Origin of the sequence: Streptomyces sp. GD-15H (genome assembly GCF_045291515.1) — a bacterium.
In the GTDB taxonomy this organism is placed as follows: Bacteria; Actinomycetota; Actinomycetes; order Streptomycetales; family Streptomycetaceae; genus Streptomyces.
In genome coordinates, this window is the sequence record NZ_CP149447.1 from 1485446 (window position 1) to 1504055 (window position 18610).

The 18610-nt window shown below is 68.2% G+C and carries 14 protein-coding genes and 4 pseudogenes; 13 read left to right on the forward strand and 5 right to left on the reverse strand.

Translation table 11 applies throughout. The features are described from left to right. The first annotated feature begins 143 nt into the window (after window positions 1-143). Together icmF and WJ438_RS07280 are read left to right on the forward strand one after the other, a co-directional pair. Window positions 144-3392: a fused isobutyryl-CoA mutase/GTPase IcmF gene (gene icmF, locus WJ438_RS07275; RefSeq protein WP_406724467.1), complete on the forward strand. Its 3249-nt coding sequence runs from the start codon at window positions 144-146 to the stop codon at window positions 3390-3392. 47 nt (window positions 3393-3439) lie between these two features. After that, a complete protein-coding gene (locus tag WJ438_RS07280; protein WP_406724468.1) occupies window positions 3440-4303 on the forward strand; it encodes a 3-hydroxybutyryl-CoA dehydrogenase in 864 nt (287 codons plus the stop codon). Between the two features lie 149 nt (window positions 4304-4452). Here WJ438_RS07280 and ltrA read toward each other — a convergent pair whose 3' ends face one another. Further along, window positions 4453-5715 carry a group II intron reverse transcriptase/maturase gene (gene ltrA, locus WJ438_RS07285; protein ID WP_406724469.1) on the reverse strand — a complete coding sequence of 421 codons (1263 nt, stop codon included), beginning with the start codon at window positions 5713-5715 and terminating at the stop codon, window positions 4453-4455. Between the two features lie 620 nt (window positions 5716-6335). Between ltrA and WJ438_RS07290 the strand changes: the two genes are divergently transcribed. The 3 genes and pseudogenes from WJ438_RS07290 (at window position 6336) to WJ438_RS07300 (ending at window position 9775) form a co-directional block, all read left to right on the forward strand. Then, on the forward strand, window positions 6336-7910 hold the full coding sequence (locus WJ438_RS07290; protein ID WP_406724470.1) for an IS4 family transposase: 1575 nt from the start codon (window positions 6336-6338) through the stop codon (window positions 7908-7910). Between the two features lie 381 nt (window positions 7911-8291). Next, window positions 8292-8495, forward strand: a pseudogene (locus WJ438_RS07295) (transposase); the annotation flags it as partial. Window positions 8496-8695: 200 nt separating this feature from the next. Then, entirely contained in the window at window positions 8696-9775 is a 1080-nt protein-coding gene (locus WJ438_RS07300) for an ISAs1 family transposase (protein WP_406729622.1), read from the forward strand. On the opposite strand, the gene WJ438_RS07305 is transcribed toward WJ438_RS07300, so the two are convergent. Beyond that, complete coding sequence (locus WJ438_RS07305; RefSeq protein WP_406724471.1) at window positions 9690-10859, reverse strand: acyl-CoA dehydrogenase family protein; 1170 nt, start codon at window positions 10857-10859, stop codon at window positions 9690-9692. The genes WJ438_RS07300 and WJ438_RS07305 overlap by 86 nt on opposite strands. A gap of 82 nt (window positions 10860-10941) precedes the next feature. Between WJ438_RS07305 and WJ438_RS07310 the strand changes: the two genes are divergently transcribed. The 6 genes and pseudogenes from WJ438_RS07310 to WJ438_RS07335 form a co-directional block, all read left to right on the forward strand. Beyond that, the gene (locus tag WJ438_RS07310) at window positions 10942-11664 is read left to right on the forward strand and encodes a TetR family transcriptional regulator (protein ID WP_406724472.1); all 723 of its coding nucleotides are present in this window, start codon (window positions 10942-10944) and stop codon (window positions 11662-11664) included. 358 nt (window positions 11665-12022) lie between these two features. Then, window positions 12023-12412, forward strand: a complete 390-nt coding sequence (locus WJ438_RS07315) for a hypothetical protein (protein ID WP_406724473.1) — start codon at window positions 12023-12025, stop codon at window positions 12410-12412. Window positions 12413-12563: 151 nt separating this feature from the next. Next, window positions 12564-12959 carry a hypothetical protein gene (locus tag WJ438_RS07320; RefSeq protein WP_406724474.1) on the forward strand — a complete coding sequence of 132 codons (396 nt, stop codon included), beginning with the start codon at window positions 12564-12566 and terminating at the stop codon, window positions 12957-12959. Continuing rightward, window positions 12956-13153 carry a DnaB-like helicase C-terminal domain-containing protein gene (locus WJ438_RS07325; RefSeq protein WP_406724475.1) on the forward strand — a complete coding sequence of 66 codons (198 nt, stop codon included), beginning with the start codon at window positions 12956-12958 and terminating at the stop codon, window positions 13151-13153. The genes WJ438_RS07320 and WJ438_RS07325 overlap by 4 nt, the downstream gene beginning before the upstream one ends. 103 nt (window positions 13154-13256) lie before the next feature. Then, window positions 13257-13418 (forward strand): annotated as a pseudogene (locus WJ438_RS07330) (DUF6444 domain-containing protein); the annotation flags it as partial. 306 nt (window positions 13419-13724) lie between these two features. Next, a pseudogene (locus WJ438_RS07335) lies at window positions 13725-14597 on the forward strand (helix-turn-helix domain-containing protein); the annotation flags it as partial. 121 nt (window positions 14598-14718) lie between these two features. On the opposite strand, the pseudogene WJ438_RS07340 reads toward WJ438_RS07335, so the two are convergent. Further along, a pseudogene (locus WJ438_RS07340) lies at window positions 14719-15982 on the reverse strand (IS701 family transposase). On the opposite strand from WJ438_RS07340, the gene WJ438_RS07345 reads away from it, so the two are divergent. Next, complete coding sequence (locus WJ438_RS07345; RefSeq protein WP_406724476.1) at window positions 15976-16260, forward strand: integrase core domain-containing protein; 285 nt, start codon at window positions 15976-15978, stop codon at window positions 16258-16260. The pseudogene WJ438_RS07340 and the gene WJ438_RS07345 overlap by 7 nt on opposite strands. A 39-nt stretch (window positions 16261-16299) precedes the next feature. Here WJ438_RS07345 and WJ438_RS07350 read toward each other — a convergent pair whose 3' ends face one another. Beyond that, on the reverse strand, window positions 16300-16809 hold the full coding sequence (locus WJ438_RS07350) for an Lrp/AsnC family transcriptional regulator (protein WP_406724477.1): 510 nt from the start codon (window positions 16807-16809) through the stop codon (window positions 16300-16302). A gap of 185 nt (window positions 16810-16994) precedes the next feature. Further along, entirely contained in the window at window positions 16995-17138 is a 144-nt protein-coding gene (locus WJ438_RS07355; protein ID WP_406724478.1) for a hypothetical protein, read from the reverse strand. Between the two features lie 424 nt (window positions 17139-17562). On the opposite strand from WJ438_RS07355, the gene WJ438_RS07360 reads away from it, so the two are divergent. Then, the gene (locus WJ438_RS07360; RefSeq protein ID WP_406724479.1) at window positions 17563-18609 is read left to right on the forward strand and encodes a thiamine pyrophosphate-dependent enzyme; all 1047 of its coding nucleotides are present in this window, start codon (window positions 17563-17565) and stop codon (window positions 18607-18609) included. Window position 18610: the final 1 nt, after the last annotated feature.

The following is an 18610-nucleotide window of genomic DNA, read 5'->3' on the forward strand; positions in this document are numbered from 1 at the left end:
TGCGACCGTGCGCCACCCTTCGTGATGTCTGGCCGTCTGGTCGATTAAGGGGAGTCGTTGCGGGCTGTGGCCGCGTCCCGCCGCGAATCCGATGTTCTCGATCTCGCCGTCTGCACCGGGTAGGCGGCTGTCTGGAGGGGACCGTGTTTGCTGCCGTCTCTGCTGTGCCGCTGTATCGGGCGAAGCACCCGGTCCGGTTCGTGACCGCCTCGAGCCTGTTCGACGGGCACGATGCGTCGATCAACATCATGCGCAGGATCCTGCAGGCGCAGGGAGCCGAGGTGATCCACCTCGGGCACAACCGCTCGGTGGCCGAGGTGGTGGACGCCGCGCTGGAGGAGGACGTGCAGGGCGTGGCCGTCTCCTCCTACCAGGGCGGGCACGTCGAGTACTTCGAGTACCTGGTGCGGCTGCTGCGGGAGCGCGGTGCCGGGCATGTGCAGGTCTTCGGCGGCGGGGGCGGTGTCATCGTCCCCGACGAGATCGAGCGGTTGGCGCGCTCGGGGGTGCGGATCTTCTCCCCGGAGGCCGGGCAGCGCCTCGGCCTCGCCGGGATGATCAACTCGATGATCGAGGCGTGCGACACCGCGCTGTGGGACCAGGCCCCAGCCGATCTGGACGGCGTACTGGCGGGGGAACGGCCGGCGCTGGCACGGCTGCTCACCGGCCTGGAGGCCGGCGCGATTGTGGAGCCCGACCTGCGGGCGCTGCGCGAGGCCGCCAACGCGCGGCCGGTGCCGGTGCTGGGGATCACCGGCACCGGCGGGTCGGGCAAGTCCTCGCTGACCGACGAGCTGGTCCGCCGGCTGCGCACGGACCAGCAGGACAAGCTGAAGGTGGCGGTCCTGGCCGTGGATCCCACCCGGCGGCGCGGGGGCGGGGCGCTGCTGGGCGACCGGATCCGGATGAACTCTCTGGACGGCGACCGGGTCTTCTTCCGCTCGCTGGCCACCCGCGGCAGCCACGAGCTGCCCGAGGGGCTGGAGGAATCGATCGCCGTCTGCAAGGCGGCCGGGTACGACCTGGTGATCGTGGAGACCCCGGGCATCGGCCAGGGGGATGCGGCCATCGTGCCGTACGTCGACGTCTCGCTGTACGTGATGACGCCCGAGTTCGGTGCGGCCTCGCAGCTGGAGAAGATCGACATGCTCGACTTCGCCGACGTGGTGGCGATCAACAAGTTCGAGCGGCACGGCGCGAAGGACGCCCTGCGCGACGTCTCCCGACAACTCATCCGCAACCGGGAGGCGTTCACCTCCCGGCCGAAGGACATGCCGGTCTTCGGCACCAGCGCGGCGACCTTCAACGACGACGGCGTCACCGCCCTCTACCAGCATCTGCGCGAGCTGCTCGCCGAGCGCGGCCTGCCGGTGGCGCCCGGCACCCTGCCCGAGGTATCGGTGCGGCACTCCAGCGGCGCCGCCCAGATCGTGCCCCCCGCGCAGGTGCGCTATCTGGCCGAGATCGCCGAGACCGTGCGCGGCTACCACGCCGAGACCGCCACCCAGGCGGAGACGGCCCGGCGGATCCAGGCGCTGGCGTCGGTCAGGGAGGAACTGGCGGCCGCCGGAGTCGGCACCGCGGACGTCGATCGTCTCCTGATCGATGCCCGGGACCGGCTCACCCCCTCCTCCCACCTCCTGCTCGAAGGCTGGCCGAAGACCGTGCGGGACTACTCGGGCGACGAGTTGGTGGTCACGGTCCGAGGCCACCAGTCGCGTACCGCGTTGGTGCGCGAGTCGCTGTCCGGCAACCGCATCCCCCGCGTCGCCCTGCCCCGCTACGCCGACCACGGCGAGCTGCTGCGCTTCCTGCGGGCCGAGAATCTGCCCGGATACTTCCCCTTCACCGCCGGGGTCTTCCCGTTCAAGCGGGAGGGCGAGGATCCGGCGCGGATGTTCGCCGGCGAGGGCGACCCGCAGCGCACCAACCGCCGCTTCCACTACCTGTCCAAGGACAGCGAGGCCACCCGGCTGTCCACCGCCTTCGACTCGGTCACCCTCTACGGCCGCGATCCCGACGAACGGCCCGACATCTACGGCAAGGTCGGCACCTCCGGGGTCTCCGTCGCGACCCTCGACGACATGAAGGCCCTCTACGACGGCTTCGACCTCACCTCGCCCACCACCTCGGTCTCCATGACCATCAACGGGCCGGCCCCCACCATCCTGGCCTTCTTCCTCAACACCGCCATCGACCAGCAGCTGGACGTTTTCCGCGCCGAGCACGGCCGCGAGCCAACGCTGGAGGAGGCGGGTGAGGTCCGCGCCCGGACCCTGCAGCAGGTGCGCGGCACCGTGCAGGCCGACATCCTCAAGGAGGACCAGGGCCAGAACACCTGCCTGTTCTCCACCGAGTTCTCCCTGCGCATGATGGCCGACATCCAGGAGTGGTTCATCCAGCAGCAGGTGCGCAACTTCTACTCGGTGTCCATCTCCGGCTACCACATCGCCGAGGCCGGTGCGAACCCGATCAGCCAGCTGGCCTTCACCCTGGCCAACGGCTTCACCTACGTCGAGGCCTACCTGGCCCGCGGCATGGACATCGACGACTTCGCCCCCAACCTGTCGTTCTTCTTCTCCAACGGCATGGACCCCGAATACTCCGTCCTCGGCCGGGTCGCCCGCCGGATCTGGGCCGTCGCGATGCGCGAGCGCTACGGGGCCAACGAGCGGAGCCAGAAGCTCAAGTACCACGTCCAGACCTCCGGCCGCTCCCTGCACGCCCAGGAGATGGACTTCAACGACATCCGCACCACCCTGCAGGCGCTGATCGCCATCTACGACAACTGCAACAGCCTGCACACCAACGCCTACGACGAGGCGGTGACCACCCCCACCGAGGAGTCGGTGCGCCGGGCCCTGGCCATCCAGCTGATCATCAACCGGGAGTGGGGCCTGGCGATGAACGAAAACCCCCTCCAGGGATCGTTCGTCATCGACGAGCTCACCGACCTGGTCGAGAAGGCGGTCCTCACCGAGTTCGACAGGATCAGCGAACGCGGCGGCGTGCTGGGGGCGATGGAGACCGGTTACCAGCGCGGCCGCATCCAGGACGAGTCCATGCTCTACGAGCAGCGCAAGCACGACGGCTCGCTCCCCATCGTCGGCGTCAACACCTTCCGCAACCCCCACGAGGACGCGACCGGATCCGAGACCGTCGAACTCGCCCGCGCCACCGAGGCCGAGAAGAGGTCCCAACTCGAGCGGGTCCGCGACTTCCAGGCTTGCCACCGCGACCAGGCACACGCGGCGCTGGCCACCCTGAAGCACGCCGCCACCAGCGGCGAAAACGTCTTCGCCGTCCTGATGGACGCGGCCCGGGTCTGCTCCCTGCAGCAGATCACCGAGGCCTTCTTCGAGGTCGGCGGCCAGTACCGCCGCAACGTGTGACCCGGCGGCCCACTCACTTCCTCCACCCTCAGCAAGGAAGGACCTTCATGTCCGACATCTCCCGTCTCGGCGTCGTCGGCTGCGGCCTGATGGGCTCCGGCATCGCCGAGGTCGCAGCCCTGCGCAGCCTCGATGTGATCGTCGCCGAGTCCACTCCCGAGCTGGCCGCCGCCGGGCGCGACCGCATCACCGCATCCCTCGACCGCGGCCTGCGGCGCGGCAAGCTCACCGAAAACGACCGCGACCAGGCCCTGGCCCACCTCTCCTTCACCCACGACCTGGGCGAGCTGGCGGACCGGCAGGTCGTCATCGAGGCCGTCGCCGAGAACCGCGAGGTCAAGCTGGACGTCTTCCGCCAGCTGGACAAGGTGGTGGCCGACCCGGAGGCCATCCTGGCCACCAACACCTCCTCCATCCCCATCGTCGACCTCGCCGTGGCCACCGGCCGGGCCTCCCACGTCGTGGGCCTGCACTTCTTCAACCCCGTACCGGTACAGAAGCTGGTCGAGGTGATCCCCGCCCTCACCACCAGTGCCGACACCCTGGCCCGCACCCGCGACTTCGCCACCGAGGTCCTGGGCAAGACGGTCGTCCAGGCCTCCGACCGCTCCGGTTTCGTAGTCAACGCCCTGCTGGTGCCCTACCTTCTCGCTGCCGTCCGCATGCTCGAGTCGGGGACGGCACGCGCGGAAGACATCGACAGCGGCATGGAGCTCGGCTGCGCCCACCCGATGGGCCCGCTGCGACTGCTCGACCTCATCGGCCTGGACACCGCCCAGGCCATCGCCGACTCGATGTACGAGGAGTTCAAGGAGCCGCTGTACGCCGCTCCGCCCTTGCTGCAGCGCATGGTCGCCGCAGGCCATCTGGGCCGCAAGAGCGGCCACGGCTTCTACGCCTACAGCACCTGAACCCCCAAGATCGCCAGCACGGTGCCATCCCGCAATTGGGTCGTGAACAGCTGCCCGGGGGCCGCCGAGTAGCCGAGGGGATTCTCACCCCTCGGCCCTCACAGATCCGTACGTGACGATCTCTCGTCATACGGCTCTTGTCGTTCTGGTCACCAGACGCGGGGAGCGTGGGTGGTCCAGGCCCAGTGGGCGAAGAACCGGGGTCGCCGTGCGACGGCCTGGTTCCACGCCGTCTGGGCTTTCTTCCTGCCCCTCAGCCGTTTGAACTTCTTGCGCATCCACCGCATCACGTAGGCGTTGACGCGTTCCAGGAGGGGGCAGAGGGCCGACTGGTAGAAGGCCCCGTAGTACGCCATCCATCCCCGAATGATCGGGTTGATGAACCGTGCGAGATCTGCTTCGGTCAGGCTGGTGCGGTGGTGCAGCCGCCAGGACCGCACCTCGGAACTGATCCTGCGCAGGGCTTCCCCACTGATGGCAGGGAGGAACGACCGGAACATCTGGCCGTCCTTGCGCACCGCGGAGCGTGTGCGGAAGGTGAACCCCAGGAAAGTGAACTCGGTGTGCTGGTACGAGGCACGCCGGTTGGCATCCTGGCAGTACACGATCCGGGTTTTCTCCGGGTGGAGTTCAAGCCCCACCTCGGCCATCCGCTTCTTGATCGCCGCGAGCACGAAGCGTGCCTGGCGTTCGCTGACGCAGTGGATCACCGCGTCGTCCACGTACCGTTCGAAGCCGATGGCGGGGAAGTTCCGCGCCATCCAGGCATCGAAGGCGTAGTGGAGGAAGAGGTTGGCGAGGACCGGCGAAACCGAAGAGCCCTGGGGCGTCCCCCGGTCCCGCTCGCGCCGTGTCCCGTCGGGCAGTTGCAGCGGTGCGGCCAACCAGCGCCGCACATACAGCAGGACCCAGGACTGGGACGGATCAGTGTGGGCGGCGACCGCCTTGAGGACCAGGTCCCACGGAACGCTGTCGAAGAACGCGCGGATATCCAGGTCGATGACCCAGTCCGCCTTCCAACAGCGTTCCCGGCACCGGCCCACAGCATCGATCGCCGACCGGCCGGGACGATAGCCGTAGGAATCCGGATGAAAGACCGGCTCGGCCTTCTTCTCCAGGACCCCGGCAACCACCGTCTGAGCGATACGATCCCCAATCGTGGGCACGCCCAAAATTCGGACGCCCCCTTTCTTGGGGATCTCCACCGCACGCACCGGAGGCGGAAAATAGGTGCCGGAGGTGAGACGGTTCCAGATCCGGTACAGATTGTCCTTCAGATCCTTCTCGAATTCCTCCATCGACACCGCATCCACGCCCGCCGCGCCCTTGTTCAACCTGACTTTCTCGTACGCCTCCCAGACGGAATGCTTGGAAATATTGAACGGCTTGTCTGATGCTTTCAACTCGTTCACGCGACTCCTCCCGGGTGACCCCCGGTTGATCGAATAAACACAGTCACGAACGACCCGGCCCCTTCGCTCCGCCCCCGTTACAGGGGTTTCATCACTACTACGAGCCGGTCCGCCGGCGTGCCTGGCATCGGTACTCAGTCCCTCACGGCTTCGGACCGCCCGGGACGCTCCCTCTCTCCCCGCTCACCAGCGGAGACGTATCCAAGCCCGCCTTCTCCTGTTCCGTACGAAGGCCGCAGACCGGGCTCGCGTCGCCTGTATGCCGGACACCGCCTGGCCAGTAAACGGGCACCCGCCAGGCTCATCCCGGGATCGCATTGACACCCCGGTTCTGATGTCGTCTCTAAGTTTCGACACGTCAGCAGCGATTCACTTGCGCTCGCCTTCCCGATCCCTACCTGACGTCTCAACGGACGCCTTTTCCTCATCGTTCACCACGGCAGTCTTCAGCTAGCGCAGCATGAGGTGGTTTAAATTCTCCCCCGCAGGGCGAATTTGAAGGGCCATACCTTCATCCTTCGTACAGCATCGCTACAAGAAGAGTTCCTACATGCTTCTTCCTTTCGCGTTCAGGACACAACAATGCCGTTTAGATAGGCGGTAGTTGCTAGGGTCACGACATGTCGCAGGGGGATGGGAAGCGCCGGGGCGTACGTCCGACGGATCTGGTGTCGCTGGGGGCGTTGACGACGTTGGTGCCGCGATCGGTGCTGGACGAGGCGATCGCGGTGACCGAGGCGCATGAGGTGCGGGTCCGCAAGCTGCCCGCGCACGTGGTCGTCTACCTGCTGATGGCATTGTGCCTGTACGCGGACGACGACTACGAGGAGGTCGCCGAGAAGCTCACCGGCATGCTGTCCTACCTGCCCGGTTCGCGCTGGCAGGCCCCTACCCGCGGAGCGATCACCCAGGCCCGGCAGCGGCTCGGGCCGGAGCCGGTGAAGGAGGTGTTCGCACAGCTCGCCGCACCGGCGGCGAGCGCGGACACGCTGGGCGCGTTCCTGGGGCGGTGGCGGGTGATGGCCGTCGACGGCTTCGTCCTGGATCTGCCTGACACCCCCGCGAATATCGAAGAGGACTCTGCTGCGCAATTCGCCAGTCTCGTAGGAACAGCCGCTCGGAGCGCCGAGCCTGTCCGCGTCGCCGCAGGTCGCGGAGTGCGGTCCCGCGGCCCCAAGGAATTGCGCAGCAGAGTCGAAGAGTTCGGCAAAGACAGCGCCGGCGGTGACGAGACCGTCTTCCCGCAGGCCAGGGTCGTGGCGATCAGCGAGTGTGCCAGCCATGCACCGATTGCGGCCGACATGGCGGGCTGCTGGGCGAGCGAGCAGACCATCGCGTTCTCCCTGTACGAGCAGCTCACACCCGGCATGCTGCTGACCGCAGATCGCGGTTTCTACGGCTTCGACGCCTGGCGGCAGGCCAGAGCGAGCGGGGCCGAACTGCTGTGGCGGATCTCCGCCAGTCTGCGCCTGGACCACCTGAAGGATCTTCCGGATGGTTCGTGGCTCGCCCTGATCACCAAGCCTCGCCTGCGGATGTCACGCAAGGAGAAGCTGCGTGCCGCCGCCCGTGCCGGCGCCGAACTCGACTCGGCCGAGGCGGTCGTGGTGCGGGTCATCGACTACACCGTGCCCGACCGCGACGGCGAGGAGATCCACTTGCTGACCTCGATCCTCGACCCCTCCGACGCCACGGCCCACCAGCTGGCGGCCTGCTACGGGCAACGGTGGGAGGCGGAAACCGGAATCGATCAGCTCAAGACCCACCTGCGCGGCCCTGGCCGGATCCTGCGCTCGCGCACCCCGGAACTCGTCTACCAGGAGATATGGGCCTACCTCCTCACCCAGTGGGCGCTCTGCACGCTCATGTGCCGGGCCGCTACGAACGCTGGGATCGATCCCGACCGCGTCAAGTTCCTCGGAACCGTCCGCATCGTGCGCCGCTCGGTCACCGACCGAGCGGCCTTTTCCCCTGAGGACCACGAGACCCTCCTGTCGCACACGCTCGAACGCGTTGCCGCTCGCCGCAACCTCAACCCCCGTCGCCGACAACGCACTTACCCACGCTCCATCAAGCGCCCCCATCCCAGCACCTATCGCGAGCGTCGGCGATCGGAGCGAGGGGTGCGTCACCCAGCTCCGCCGACCATCAAGCTGCTTCCGCCCAGTACTCGCGCCCATCCGTGCCCTATCTAAACGGCATTGGCCCGGGGGCCAGCCGTGATGCGTGCTCGGATCTTGGACAGGGGCCGGGCGAACGTCGAAGGGCGCGAGCGTCCATGATCATGTCGATTCCACTCAGCATGATCGTGAAGGCCGTGCCCGTATGTCATCCTGCCCGACCCAGCCCTCCTCCCGTCAACTCGCCGAGCAACTCGACTTTCCCGGCAGGGTGTTGTGCACGACCGAAAGTCTCCCCTCGCTGCTCGAGGCCGTCCGGTCGGTGCCCGACCCGCGCACCCCGCACCTGGTCACGCACCCCTTGCCGATGCTGCTCGGCCCAGGGCGCGTATCGGGTTGTGTTCAATCTGCGGGATGTGCCCTCGCGGCGGGGCCGGATCCGGTAGATCGCTGTGCTTGACGCGAGCGCAACTGACGGACCTGGAATGGGAGTTCATCGAGCCCTACCTGCCGATCGGCAGGTTCGGTCCGTACCCGGAGCGGCTGCGGCAGCAGTTCGAGGGGGCGCTCTGGCGGTTCAAGACGGGCGGGCAGTGGTGGGAGATGCCGGCCGAGTTCGATGCCTGGCCGACCGCCCACAACCGCTTCCGGCAGTGGAGGACTCGGAAACGCTACATCAAGGCAGTCATCCTGGAGAAGAAGGATCAGGCCACCAACAGGAGCAAGCCCTGGCCGCTTGACATCCATAGGGGGCATCAAGGCCCCTGCGAGCTACCTCGCCAGCCTCCACCTTCGCGCCGCGATGATCTGGATCAAAGACCTCGCACGGACCACCTCTTGACCACAACCGAATACGCGCCCTGGTCGCCTGCGCCCTGCTGTGCGGGGTCCGCTCGGTTCGTGGTGGGGTCCGCTGGGCCCACGGCCAGGGTGCCAGCACCCTCGCCGCCCTCGAGGTTCCCGATGGAGACCCCGGCCAGTCGCCCATGACCACGACGCTGACCCGCACACTCGCCCGGGTGGGCGCCGATGCGCTCGATGCCGCCGCCGGCGCGTTCGTCCAGGCCCACGCGGCCGACCCGCTCGCGGGCATCGTCGGCGATCCGCCCGTGCTGCAACTGGCCGCCGACGGCAAGACGGTCCGCGGCGCCCGCGACGAGGCGGGACTGCAGCTGCACCTGCTCGGCGTCTACCAGGTCGATCCCGGCGTGATGCTCGCCCAGCGTGCCATGCGCCACAAGCCGCACGAGACCCTCCACTTCACCGCCGCCCTGGACCTGATCGCCGACATCACCGGCGCCATCGTCACCGCCGATGCCCTGCACACCGCCGCCGACCACGCCCACTACCTGTACCGTCGCGGCGCCTTCGGCTTCTTCCCGGTCAAGGAGAATCGCGCCACCCTGTTTGTCCGGCTCGACGCGCTCGACTGGGATGAGACCACCAACGCGCAGGTGACCGTAGTCCGTACCGAGGAGAACAACAGCGGCCGCCACGAGATCCGCACCGTGCGCGTCCAGCCGCTGGCCGACGACCAGGTCAACTTCCCATACGCCACCCAGGCCCTGCTCGTCGAGCGGTACACCACCGGCCGCGGCGACGGGAAGCTCCACGCGGACGCCGAGATCGGCGTCACCACTGCCCCCGTCGAGGCCGCCGACGCAACCACTCTCGCCCACTGCGTGCGCGGTCAATGGGCCATCGAGGCCCAGCGCTTCGTACGCGACGTGACCTTCGGCGAGGACGCCTGCCGGACCGCACCGGAAGCGTGCCCCGCACGCTCACTACCTTCCGCGGCCTGGCGTTCAGCCTCGCCCACCTCGCTGACCTTGCGTATGGCGCGATCGTTCGTGTTCATCGAGTGCCTCCCTGGGTTCCGGGCAGGTTGCGTGCCATCACGATCCGCTGGACCTGGTTGGTGCCCTCGTAGATCTGTGTGATCTTCGCGTCGCGCATCATCCGCTCGACCGGGTAGTCGCGGGTGTAGCCGTAGCCGCCGAGGAGCTGCACGGCGTCCGTGGTGACCTCCATGGCCACGTCGGAGGCGAAGCACTTGGCGGCGGCGCCCTGGAAGGTCAGGTCGCTGTCGCCGCGCTCGGACTTCGCCGCGGCGGCGTAGGTCAGCTGGCGGGCGGCCTCGATCTTCATGGCCATGTCGGCGAGCATGAACTGCACGCCCTGGAAGTTGGCGATCGGCCTGCCGAACTGCCGGCGCTCCTTGACGTAGCCCTTGGCGTAGTCCAGGGCGCCCTGGGCGATGCCCAGGGCCTGGGCGGCGATGGTGATGCGGGTGTGGTCCAGGGTCCGCATCGCGGTGGCGAAGCCGGTGCCCTCCGCGCCGATCATCCGGTCGGCCGGGATGCGGACGTTGTCCAGGTAGACCTCGCGGGTGGGCGAGCCCTTGATGCCGAGCTTCTTCTCCGGGGCGCCGAAGGAGACGCCCGCGTCGGACTTCTCGACGACGAAGGCGGAGATGCCCCGGGAGCGCTTGGTGGGGTCGGTGACCGCCATGACCGTGTAGTACTCGGACTCGCCGGCGTTGGTGATCCAGCGCTTGACGCCGCTCAGGACATAGGTGTCGCCGTCGCGGACCGCCCTGGTCTTCATGCCGGCCGCGTCGGAGCCGGCGTCCGGCTCGGAGAGGCAGTACGAGAACATGCCGTCGCCCCGGGCGAGCGGGCTCAGGTACTTCTTCTTCAGCGCCGCGGAGCCGGCGAGGAGCACCGGGAGGGAGCCGAGCTTGTTCACGGCGGGGATGAGGGAGGAGGACGCGCAGACGCGGGCCACCTCCTCGATCACGATGACGGTGGCGAGCGCGTCGGCGCCCGCGCCGCCGTACTGTTCGGGCACGTGGACGGCGTGCAGGTCGTTGGCGACCAGCGCGTCGAGCGCCTCCCGCGGGAAGCGGGCGTCCTCGTCCACCGCGGCGGCGTGCGGCGCGATCTTCGCCTCGGCCAGCGCGCGGACGGCGTCGCGGAGCATGTCGTGCTCCTCGGACGGGCGGTACAGGTCGAAATCCGACATAGACTCTCCCACAGAGTGGTACTCAGTACCCTCATTATGCATACTGAGTGCCCCTCGGGAAGGGGGCATGTACTTTCATGTCATGAGCGAGCAGCCCTGCAACGGTCCGAGCGGGCCGGCGACCGAAGAGGACCAGGAGAAGGCCCCCATCAGGGATCTCCTCGTGTCAGCCGCCTTCACGCTCTTCACGGAGCGCGGCTACGAGAGGACCACCATCGACGACATCGTGCGCCGGGCCGGCGTAGGCCGCCGATCGTTCTTCCGGTACTTCCCCACCAAGGAAGCAGTCGTCTTCCCCGACCATGAAAGGGCCCTCGCCGACATGGTCGAGTATCTGGAGGAAGGCGCCCAGGACCCCGACCCCGTCGGACGCGCCTGCGGTGCGGCCCGCCTGGTCATGCGCATGTATGCGGAGAACGCCGAGTTCTCGGTGAAGCGGTACGCGCTCACCCGCAAGGTCGCAGCGCTCAAAGTTCACGAGACGTCCGTGGTCTGGCGCTACGAGCGGGCCCTCGCCGCGTACCTTGAGCGCCGGTTCGCCACACTTGCGGACGGAGACGTCCGGGCCTGCACTGTCGCCGCGAGCGTCGTCGCCGCACACAACCACGGACTGCGCGCCTGGTTGCGCTCCGGCGCTCGGGGCGATGCCGCCGCAGGTGTCGACCGGGCTCTCGATCTGGTTCATCGCACCTGGGGCGACACCGGCGACACCGTCGTCCTGGTCACCCGCAGCAGCACTCCCATGTGGCAGATCGTCCAACACCTTGAAGGCGCCCAGGCCGGACGATCACAGAAAGGGAACTAAGTACCCCATTATCCGGGTACTTAGTTCCCTCGTTTGGCCTGCTGTGGGTGGCCGTTACATTCCGTACCGCCGCTGCTGCTCAGGCCACAGATCGATGCGGCTTTCAGCGGGGTCCGCCGGGAGGTGTCATGCCCCCGCAATCACAGCAGGGAAGGGGCCCGGCCCTCATAGGACCAGGTCAGAACGCTTCCCTCGTTCCGGGAAGCAGAACGGTCTCCTCTCCACACCCCCGGAGGGGGAGGATTCCTCCTCCCCCTACCCCCTCACGAGTACCTCGGGGTCGCTTCCGTCACAGAGGGAGGAGGGGCGGGAGTTCTCCCCGGAGGAGATCACCGCGGCTGCGGACTTCCTGCAGCGGATGCGGCGCTGGCAGGCGGGCGCGGCGGCGGTTGGCCGGTGCGCGCCGCGGCTGCTGCGCGCCATGCGGACCCAGGGGTGGCCGGTGCTGACGGAGATGGACGAGGCGCACCGGGTGCTGCTGGAGGCGGACATTCTCAAGAACACCGGCGGTGCCGCGTCCTGGACGAAGTGTCTGCCGGGCTGGGTGGACGACCTGCGCCTGTACGCGCCGGTGCGGCCGAGCACGGCACCGGCTGGTGAGGTCAGCGGCGCGGCCGTGCGGGCCGAGCTGGCGACGGCGTGCACCGCGTGCGACCCGAGCGGCTGGGTCCTGGATGACGATGACGACGCGCCGATGCGGCGGTGCGCGCATCCGGGCGTGAGGGTGGAGACGGGGGCCGGCCGATGAGCGAGACGCAGCTGCTGGAGACCGCGAGCCCGACGGCCGAGGCCGCGGTGCTCGGGGCGTGCCTGATGGCGACCCCGGCCTACGACCCGGTGGCCGACGCTGCGCGGATCATTGCCGATGGCGACTGGTCCGCTCTCGCGAACGAGCCGGTATGGGCGGCGATCACCCGCCTGCACGGGGCGAGCCGCCCACGGGCGTGCCGATGGTCGTGGCTGAGCTGCGGCGTACCGGCGACCTCGAGCGCGCCGGTGGCGAGGTGCGCCTGTCCCAGCTCGCCGCCGGCGCTTGCGGGCCCGGCGAGGTCGAGTACTACGCCGACCTGGTCCACGGCTACGCCGCGCTGCGCCGCTACCAGGGCGCGCTCGCCCGCGGCCTCCAGGCGGCGCAGCAGACCGCACCGACCGACGTGCCGGACGCGATCCGCGCGCTCCAGGCCGACCTGGACTTCCTCGCCGCCGACGACGGCGCGCGCACTTCGGCCAGCTTGGGGACGACCTGGACGAGCACCTGCGCACGCTGGAGCAGCCCATCGAGGCGGCCGCCGTGACCGGGCTCGTCGACCTGGACCACGTCGTCAAGATGCGGCCCGGCAACGTCGTGGTCGTGGCCGGCCGCCCCGCCATGGGCAAGAGCGCGCTCACCCTGGGCATCGCCCTGGCGAACGCCGCGACCGGCCGCCCGACGCTCGTGCACTCCATGGAGCCCGACGCTCGTGCAGACGCCTACAACGTAAAAGGGTGACTGGTTTGGTGGTCCTGGCACGCTGGGTTGATCTTGTCGTCCGGCTGGTTGATTATTGGATCTCGTGTCCGAGAGTCCGCCGTTGCCGAGCTATGCCGAACTGGTGGCGCTGGTCGGCGAATTGCGGAGCGAGTTGGCTGCGGCGCGGGCCGAGATCGCCGACCTGCGGGCGGAGAACGCGCAGCTTCGCGCGGAGAACGCCGAGCTCAGGCGGCGTCTGGGGATGAACTCAAAGAACTCCTCCAAACCGCCGTCCAGCGACGGGCCGGCCCGGCCGGTGTCGCTGCGCAAGCCCTCGGGCCGGGGGCCGGGCAAGCCGCGTGGCGGTGCCGGAGGCGCGCTGATGCAGGTCGCGGAGCCGGACGCGGTCGAGGTCCATTCCCCGGCCGCCTGCCTGGGGTGTGCGGGCGACCTGACGGTGGCCGAGGTGGTCTCGGTCGAGCGGCGTCAGGTCTTCGACCTGCCCGAGGTCCGGCTGCGGGTGGTCGAGCACCTGTGCCGTTCGGAAACTCATCGCTGCTGCTCGGAGTGGGCCTGGCGCGCCACGACGGCTTACTGGAACCCTGTCCGGGTGGTTGTCTCACTGATGTACCAGGTGGCACGGAAGCTACTCGCGGTCCCGGCGGTGCTGCTGCGTCGAGACGCGGCCAAAGACGCCGAACTGCTGGTGCTGCGGCATGAGAACGCGGTGCTGCGCAGGCAGCTCACGGGCCCGGTGCGGTACGAGTCTGCGGACCGACTGTGGTTCGCGGCGCTGTCCTCGCTGTTCCCCCGACGTCGGTGGGCGCAGGTGTTCCCGGTGACGCCCGGGACCTTGCTTGTGTGGCACCGCAGGCTGATCGCCCGGAAATGGGACTACAGCAGGCACCGGAGCAAGCCCGGGAGGCCGCCAACGGCGAGCGCGGTGAAGGCGCTGGTGCTGCGGCTGGCCAAAGAGAATCCGCGCTGGGGCTGCCGTCGGATCCAGGGAGAGCTTGCGCGCCTGGGCCACTCGGTCGGTGCGACGACGGTCTGGAAGATCCTGACGGCGGCCGGCATTGAACCGGCTCCGCGCCGTGGCAGCCCGACATGGCGGGAGTTCATGACCGCGCAAGCCGAGGGCATCATCGCCTGCGACTTCGTCCACCTCGACCTGGTCGACCTGCGCCGGGTGTACGCCCTGGTGTTCCTCGAACACGGCACACGCCGCCTGCGCATCGCCGGGGTGACCGCCCATCCGACGGGATCCTGGACGGTGCAGCAGGCCCGCAATCTCGCCGTCGAGTTGGGCGTACGCATCGACTCGCTGCGCTTCCTGGTCCGCGACCGGGACGCAAAGTACACCGTGCCCTTCGACGCTGTCTTCGCAGCCGAAGGGATCGAGGTCGTCAGGACCGTGCCGCGGGCTCCTCGGATGAACGCCCACTGCGAACGGGTCATCGGAACCCTGCGGCGCGAGGTCCTAGTAGGGCTTTGTTAGGTCCTGTGGTGTGGTTCTGGTGTCGGTGCGGGCCGGCCGCATATCGAGCAGGCGCCGGCCCAGGTGGCCAGGAGGGCCTGGAGTTCGCGGAGGACCGCGTACAGGGTCAGGCCGGCGCAGGGACTTTTGGGTCGAGTCGCAGCAGGGTACAGAACGCCTGGGCGAGGGAGGCGAGGGTGGTGTGCCGGTGCCAGCCGGAGTAGTTGCGGCCCTCGAAGTGGTCCAGGCCCAGGCCGTCCTTGAGCTCGCGGTAGTCGTGCTCAACTCTCCAGCGGATCTTGGCGATCCGGACCAGGTCACGCAGCGGGGTGTCGGCAGGCAGGGTGGACAGCCAGTAGTCGGTGGGCTCGGCGGAGCCCGGTGGCCACTCGGCCAGCAGCCAGCACTCGGGCAGGGAGCCGTCGGCGAAGCGGCGGATGGTGCGGTTGGCGGGGCGGACCCGCAGCGCCAGGAAGCGCGAGCGCATCTCGGCGCGGGGGTTGTGCTTGCCGACCCTGCTGCCCTGGCGCCAGGTCACCGTCCGCACCACCGACCTTCCTGCATCCAGGGCGAGTTGGCGCAAGGTGGTGTGCGGCTGGGGGTAGGTCGGGACGGGTGGGCGACCCCGACCGGAGTACGGCGGGCGCTCGGGGACCGCGTCACCCGGGTAAGCGGTGGTGGTGCCCTTGACCGCCACGGCGTAGGCCAGGCCGCGCTCGGTCAGCCCCTCGCGAAAGCCGGTGGCATCCCCGTATCCCGCGTCGGCGACGACCGGCAGGTCCGGCAGTTCCCAGTCCCCGCGCACTTCGTCGAGCATGTCCAGGGCCAGGCGCCACTTCTCCCGGTGCCGCTCGGCCTCGGGGATGCCGGCCCTGGCACGTCGGTGCCGGATCGCCTCCGCCAGCAGCACATCGCCGGCGTGCTGGGCGTCGTCCCAGCTCTCGGGCAGGAACAGGCGCCAGTCGACGGCCGCCGAGGCGCGGTCGGACACCAGGTTGACGCTGACGCCGATCTGGCAGTTGCCGCGCTTGCCCAGCGCGCCGCAGTACATCCGGGCCACCCCCGGGGAGTCGTAGCCGTCCTTGGGGAAGCCCACGTCGTTCGATGGCGTACGCCTCCGGCGAGATGTGGGCGGCGGCCCAACGGGCCATCCGCTCACGGACCTTGACCCAGTCCCAGGTGGAGGAGGAGACGAACTGCTGGAGTTGCTGGTGGTCCACGCCCAGGCGTTCGGCCATCGGCTGCATCGACTTGCGCTTGCCGTCCAGCATCAGCCCACGCAGGTACAGCTCACCCTTGGCCCGCTGGTCCCGCCGCGGCAGCGAGCCCAGCATCTCGGCCGCGAACGCCTCCAGGCGCGGGCGGACCGTCTCCATCTCCTCCGGTGTCACACCCGAAAGAAGATCACAACACTACCTACGCACGAACAATCGGGGTACCTAACAAAGCCCTACTAGACCATCTGCTGATCTGGAACGAGACTCACGCCCGGCACGTCCTCGACGCCTACGCCCGTCACTACAACCGGCATCGCCCGCACCAGGCTCGAGGACAGCTTCCTCCCCTTGCTCAGGAGCATCCGGCGCCCGTGACCGGCCTGACCGCTCACCGACTCCGACGCACCCGAGTGCTCGGCGGCGTCATCAACGAGTACCGATATGCAGCATGACCAGCAGCGACGAGTTTCCGAACGGCACACGCTGCCTGGTTATCCGTCAAGCACTCCCGGTGTGGACCGGCCCCAGCCAGACTGCTCGGTGAGCTTTGACAGCAGCGGCTGCACCCTGAAGGGCACGGGTGTCGCTACCGAGAACGTTGATGTCGTCTTCCGGACGCCCTCGATTGCAACGATCGAGGCGGTCAGTTCTTGGAGTGCCTCCAAGGACGCGATCGCCACATGGACGAGGATGTCTTCGCTGCCGGCCTGGATCTTGACCTCCAGTACCTCGGGCAGGTCGGCCAAGCCGCGGACGATCGAGGACAACATTCTCTGGTCCAGCCCCACGCTGACCAACGCCTGGACGGGCATACCCACGGCGGCCAGGTCGATCACTGGCCTGAACCCCTTGAGGACGCCTGAGTCCACCAGGCGACTCATCCGCAGCTGCACGGTGTTGCGGCTGACGCTCAACGTCTCTGCCATCTCAGCGACGCCGGCCCGGGCATCGTTCGTCAACAGGCGGAGAATCTCGGCGTCCAGGCGATCGATCGTTGGCAAGGTGACAACCTCTATCGGGGTCGATGATTGACTATTAGGTAGAAGTGCTTAGTTAAGCAGAGATGAGTTGACCTCTGCAGCGGCACTGCTTGAGTATTGGTCAACGAAACAACCAGTGCGATCCACTGGAACTCAATGTGCGGCCAAGCCACAAGCCCGGCTGCTCACCCGAAAGAGGCCGACCTTCAATGAGCACCGATCTGCTCCAGCACTCGACCGAACCGCTCGCTTTCTTCGATCGTCGTGACGACATGCGCGACGCAGCGCACGAGCAATTCGTGTTCTGCCGGGACCGGTAGACCCGGCTTGGGGCCATCATTGCCATTCACGACACGACGCTGGGCCCCGGTCGGGGCTCACACGTGGTCACTCAGGGCGTCACTGCGGAAGGTTCCAGTGACAGCGGCCCTGCCACTCCTCTCGGTATGGTCCATGCACTGGAGGCAGCTGCGTCCGTGCAGGCTCTCTGCCGCTCGCCCCTGAAGCGGGTGACAAGAAGAGCATCCATCCGTCGCGCGTGCTGAGCCGTCGCGCTCTCGGGCGGGCGCTTGCCCTTGGCATCGCGCTGGTCCTCGCGCCGGTTCAGCCATCACGCCTGAGTGCCCACAAGTTGTCGTCGCTTCTGACTAGGAGACATTCGTGACCGTCACATCCCCGCGATTCGCCCCCACCCTTCAGCCTGACGGCGGCGCCGAACCGCTGTCACAGAACGCGCTCGCCTCCCGCGCGAGGCAGCCAGTCGCCCAACCGACTGTGCCTCTGCAGCTGATCGACGAGGACGGTGTTCCGACGTCGCTGGGTGACAGCATCGGCATCGACGTGGGCCTGGCGCGATCGCTGCACGCGGACATGGTTCTCGCCCGTCGGCTCGACCACGAGGCACTGGCCCTCCAGCGGCAGGGGGAGCTCCACCTGTGGTTGATGAGCTGGGGGCAGGAGGCTGCGCAGGTCGGCTCGGTGCGGGCGCTTCGTGACTCCGACACCATCTTTCCGAGCTATCGCGAGCACGCTGTGGCCCTGTGCCGGCGGATCTCGCCGGCCGACATCATGCGGCAGTGGCGCGGTGTCGCCCACTCAGGCTGGGATCCGGCCGAGTCGAAGGTCCACATCAACTCCCTCGTGCTCGGTACCCAGACGCTGCATGCCACCGGCTACGCCGCTGGCGTTCGGCTGGATCGCTCCGACGAGGTCGTCATGACCTACTTCGGGGACGGATCGGCGAGTCAGGGTGACGTCAACGAGGCCCTCAACTGGGCGGCTGCCGGCAACCTGCCGGTCGTGTTCTTCTGTCAGAACAACCAATGGGCGATCTCTACCCCCACGAGCAAGCAGATGCGTACGTCGCTTCATGTTCGCGCGGCTGGCTTCGGTCTCGCCGGTTACCACGTCGACGGCAATGACGCGCTCGCCGTACATGCGGTGGCACAGGACGCCGTCGCTCGGGTCCGTGCTGGCGGACCGCCGGCTCTCATCGAGGCTCAGACGTACCGCATGGCCGGGCACTCGAGCTCCGACGACCCGAAGCGCTACCGCACGGACGCGGAGCTGTCCGCCTGGCAGGCGAAGGACTCCGTTCTTCGGCTCGAGCGCTTCCTGCGCAGGGCAGGCGTCGAGGACTCTCACTTCACTGACCTCAAGGAGAAGGAAGAGGCATTCGCTGCGACTGTTCGCGAGGAGTGCAAGGCGCTCACCGGGGACGGTCTCGACGCGGTGTTCGACCAGTCCTATGCCGAACCACACCCGGTGATGGAAGCTGAGAAGAGCCAGTACCTCGCCCGTCGCGAACAGGCAGTGGCCTGAC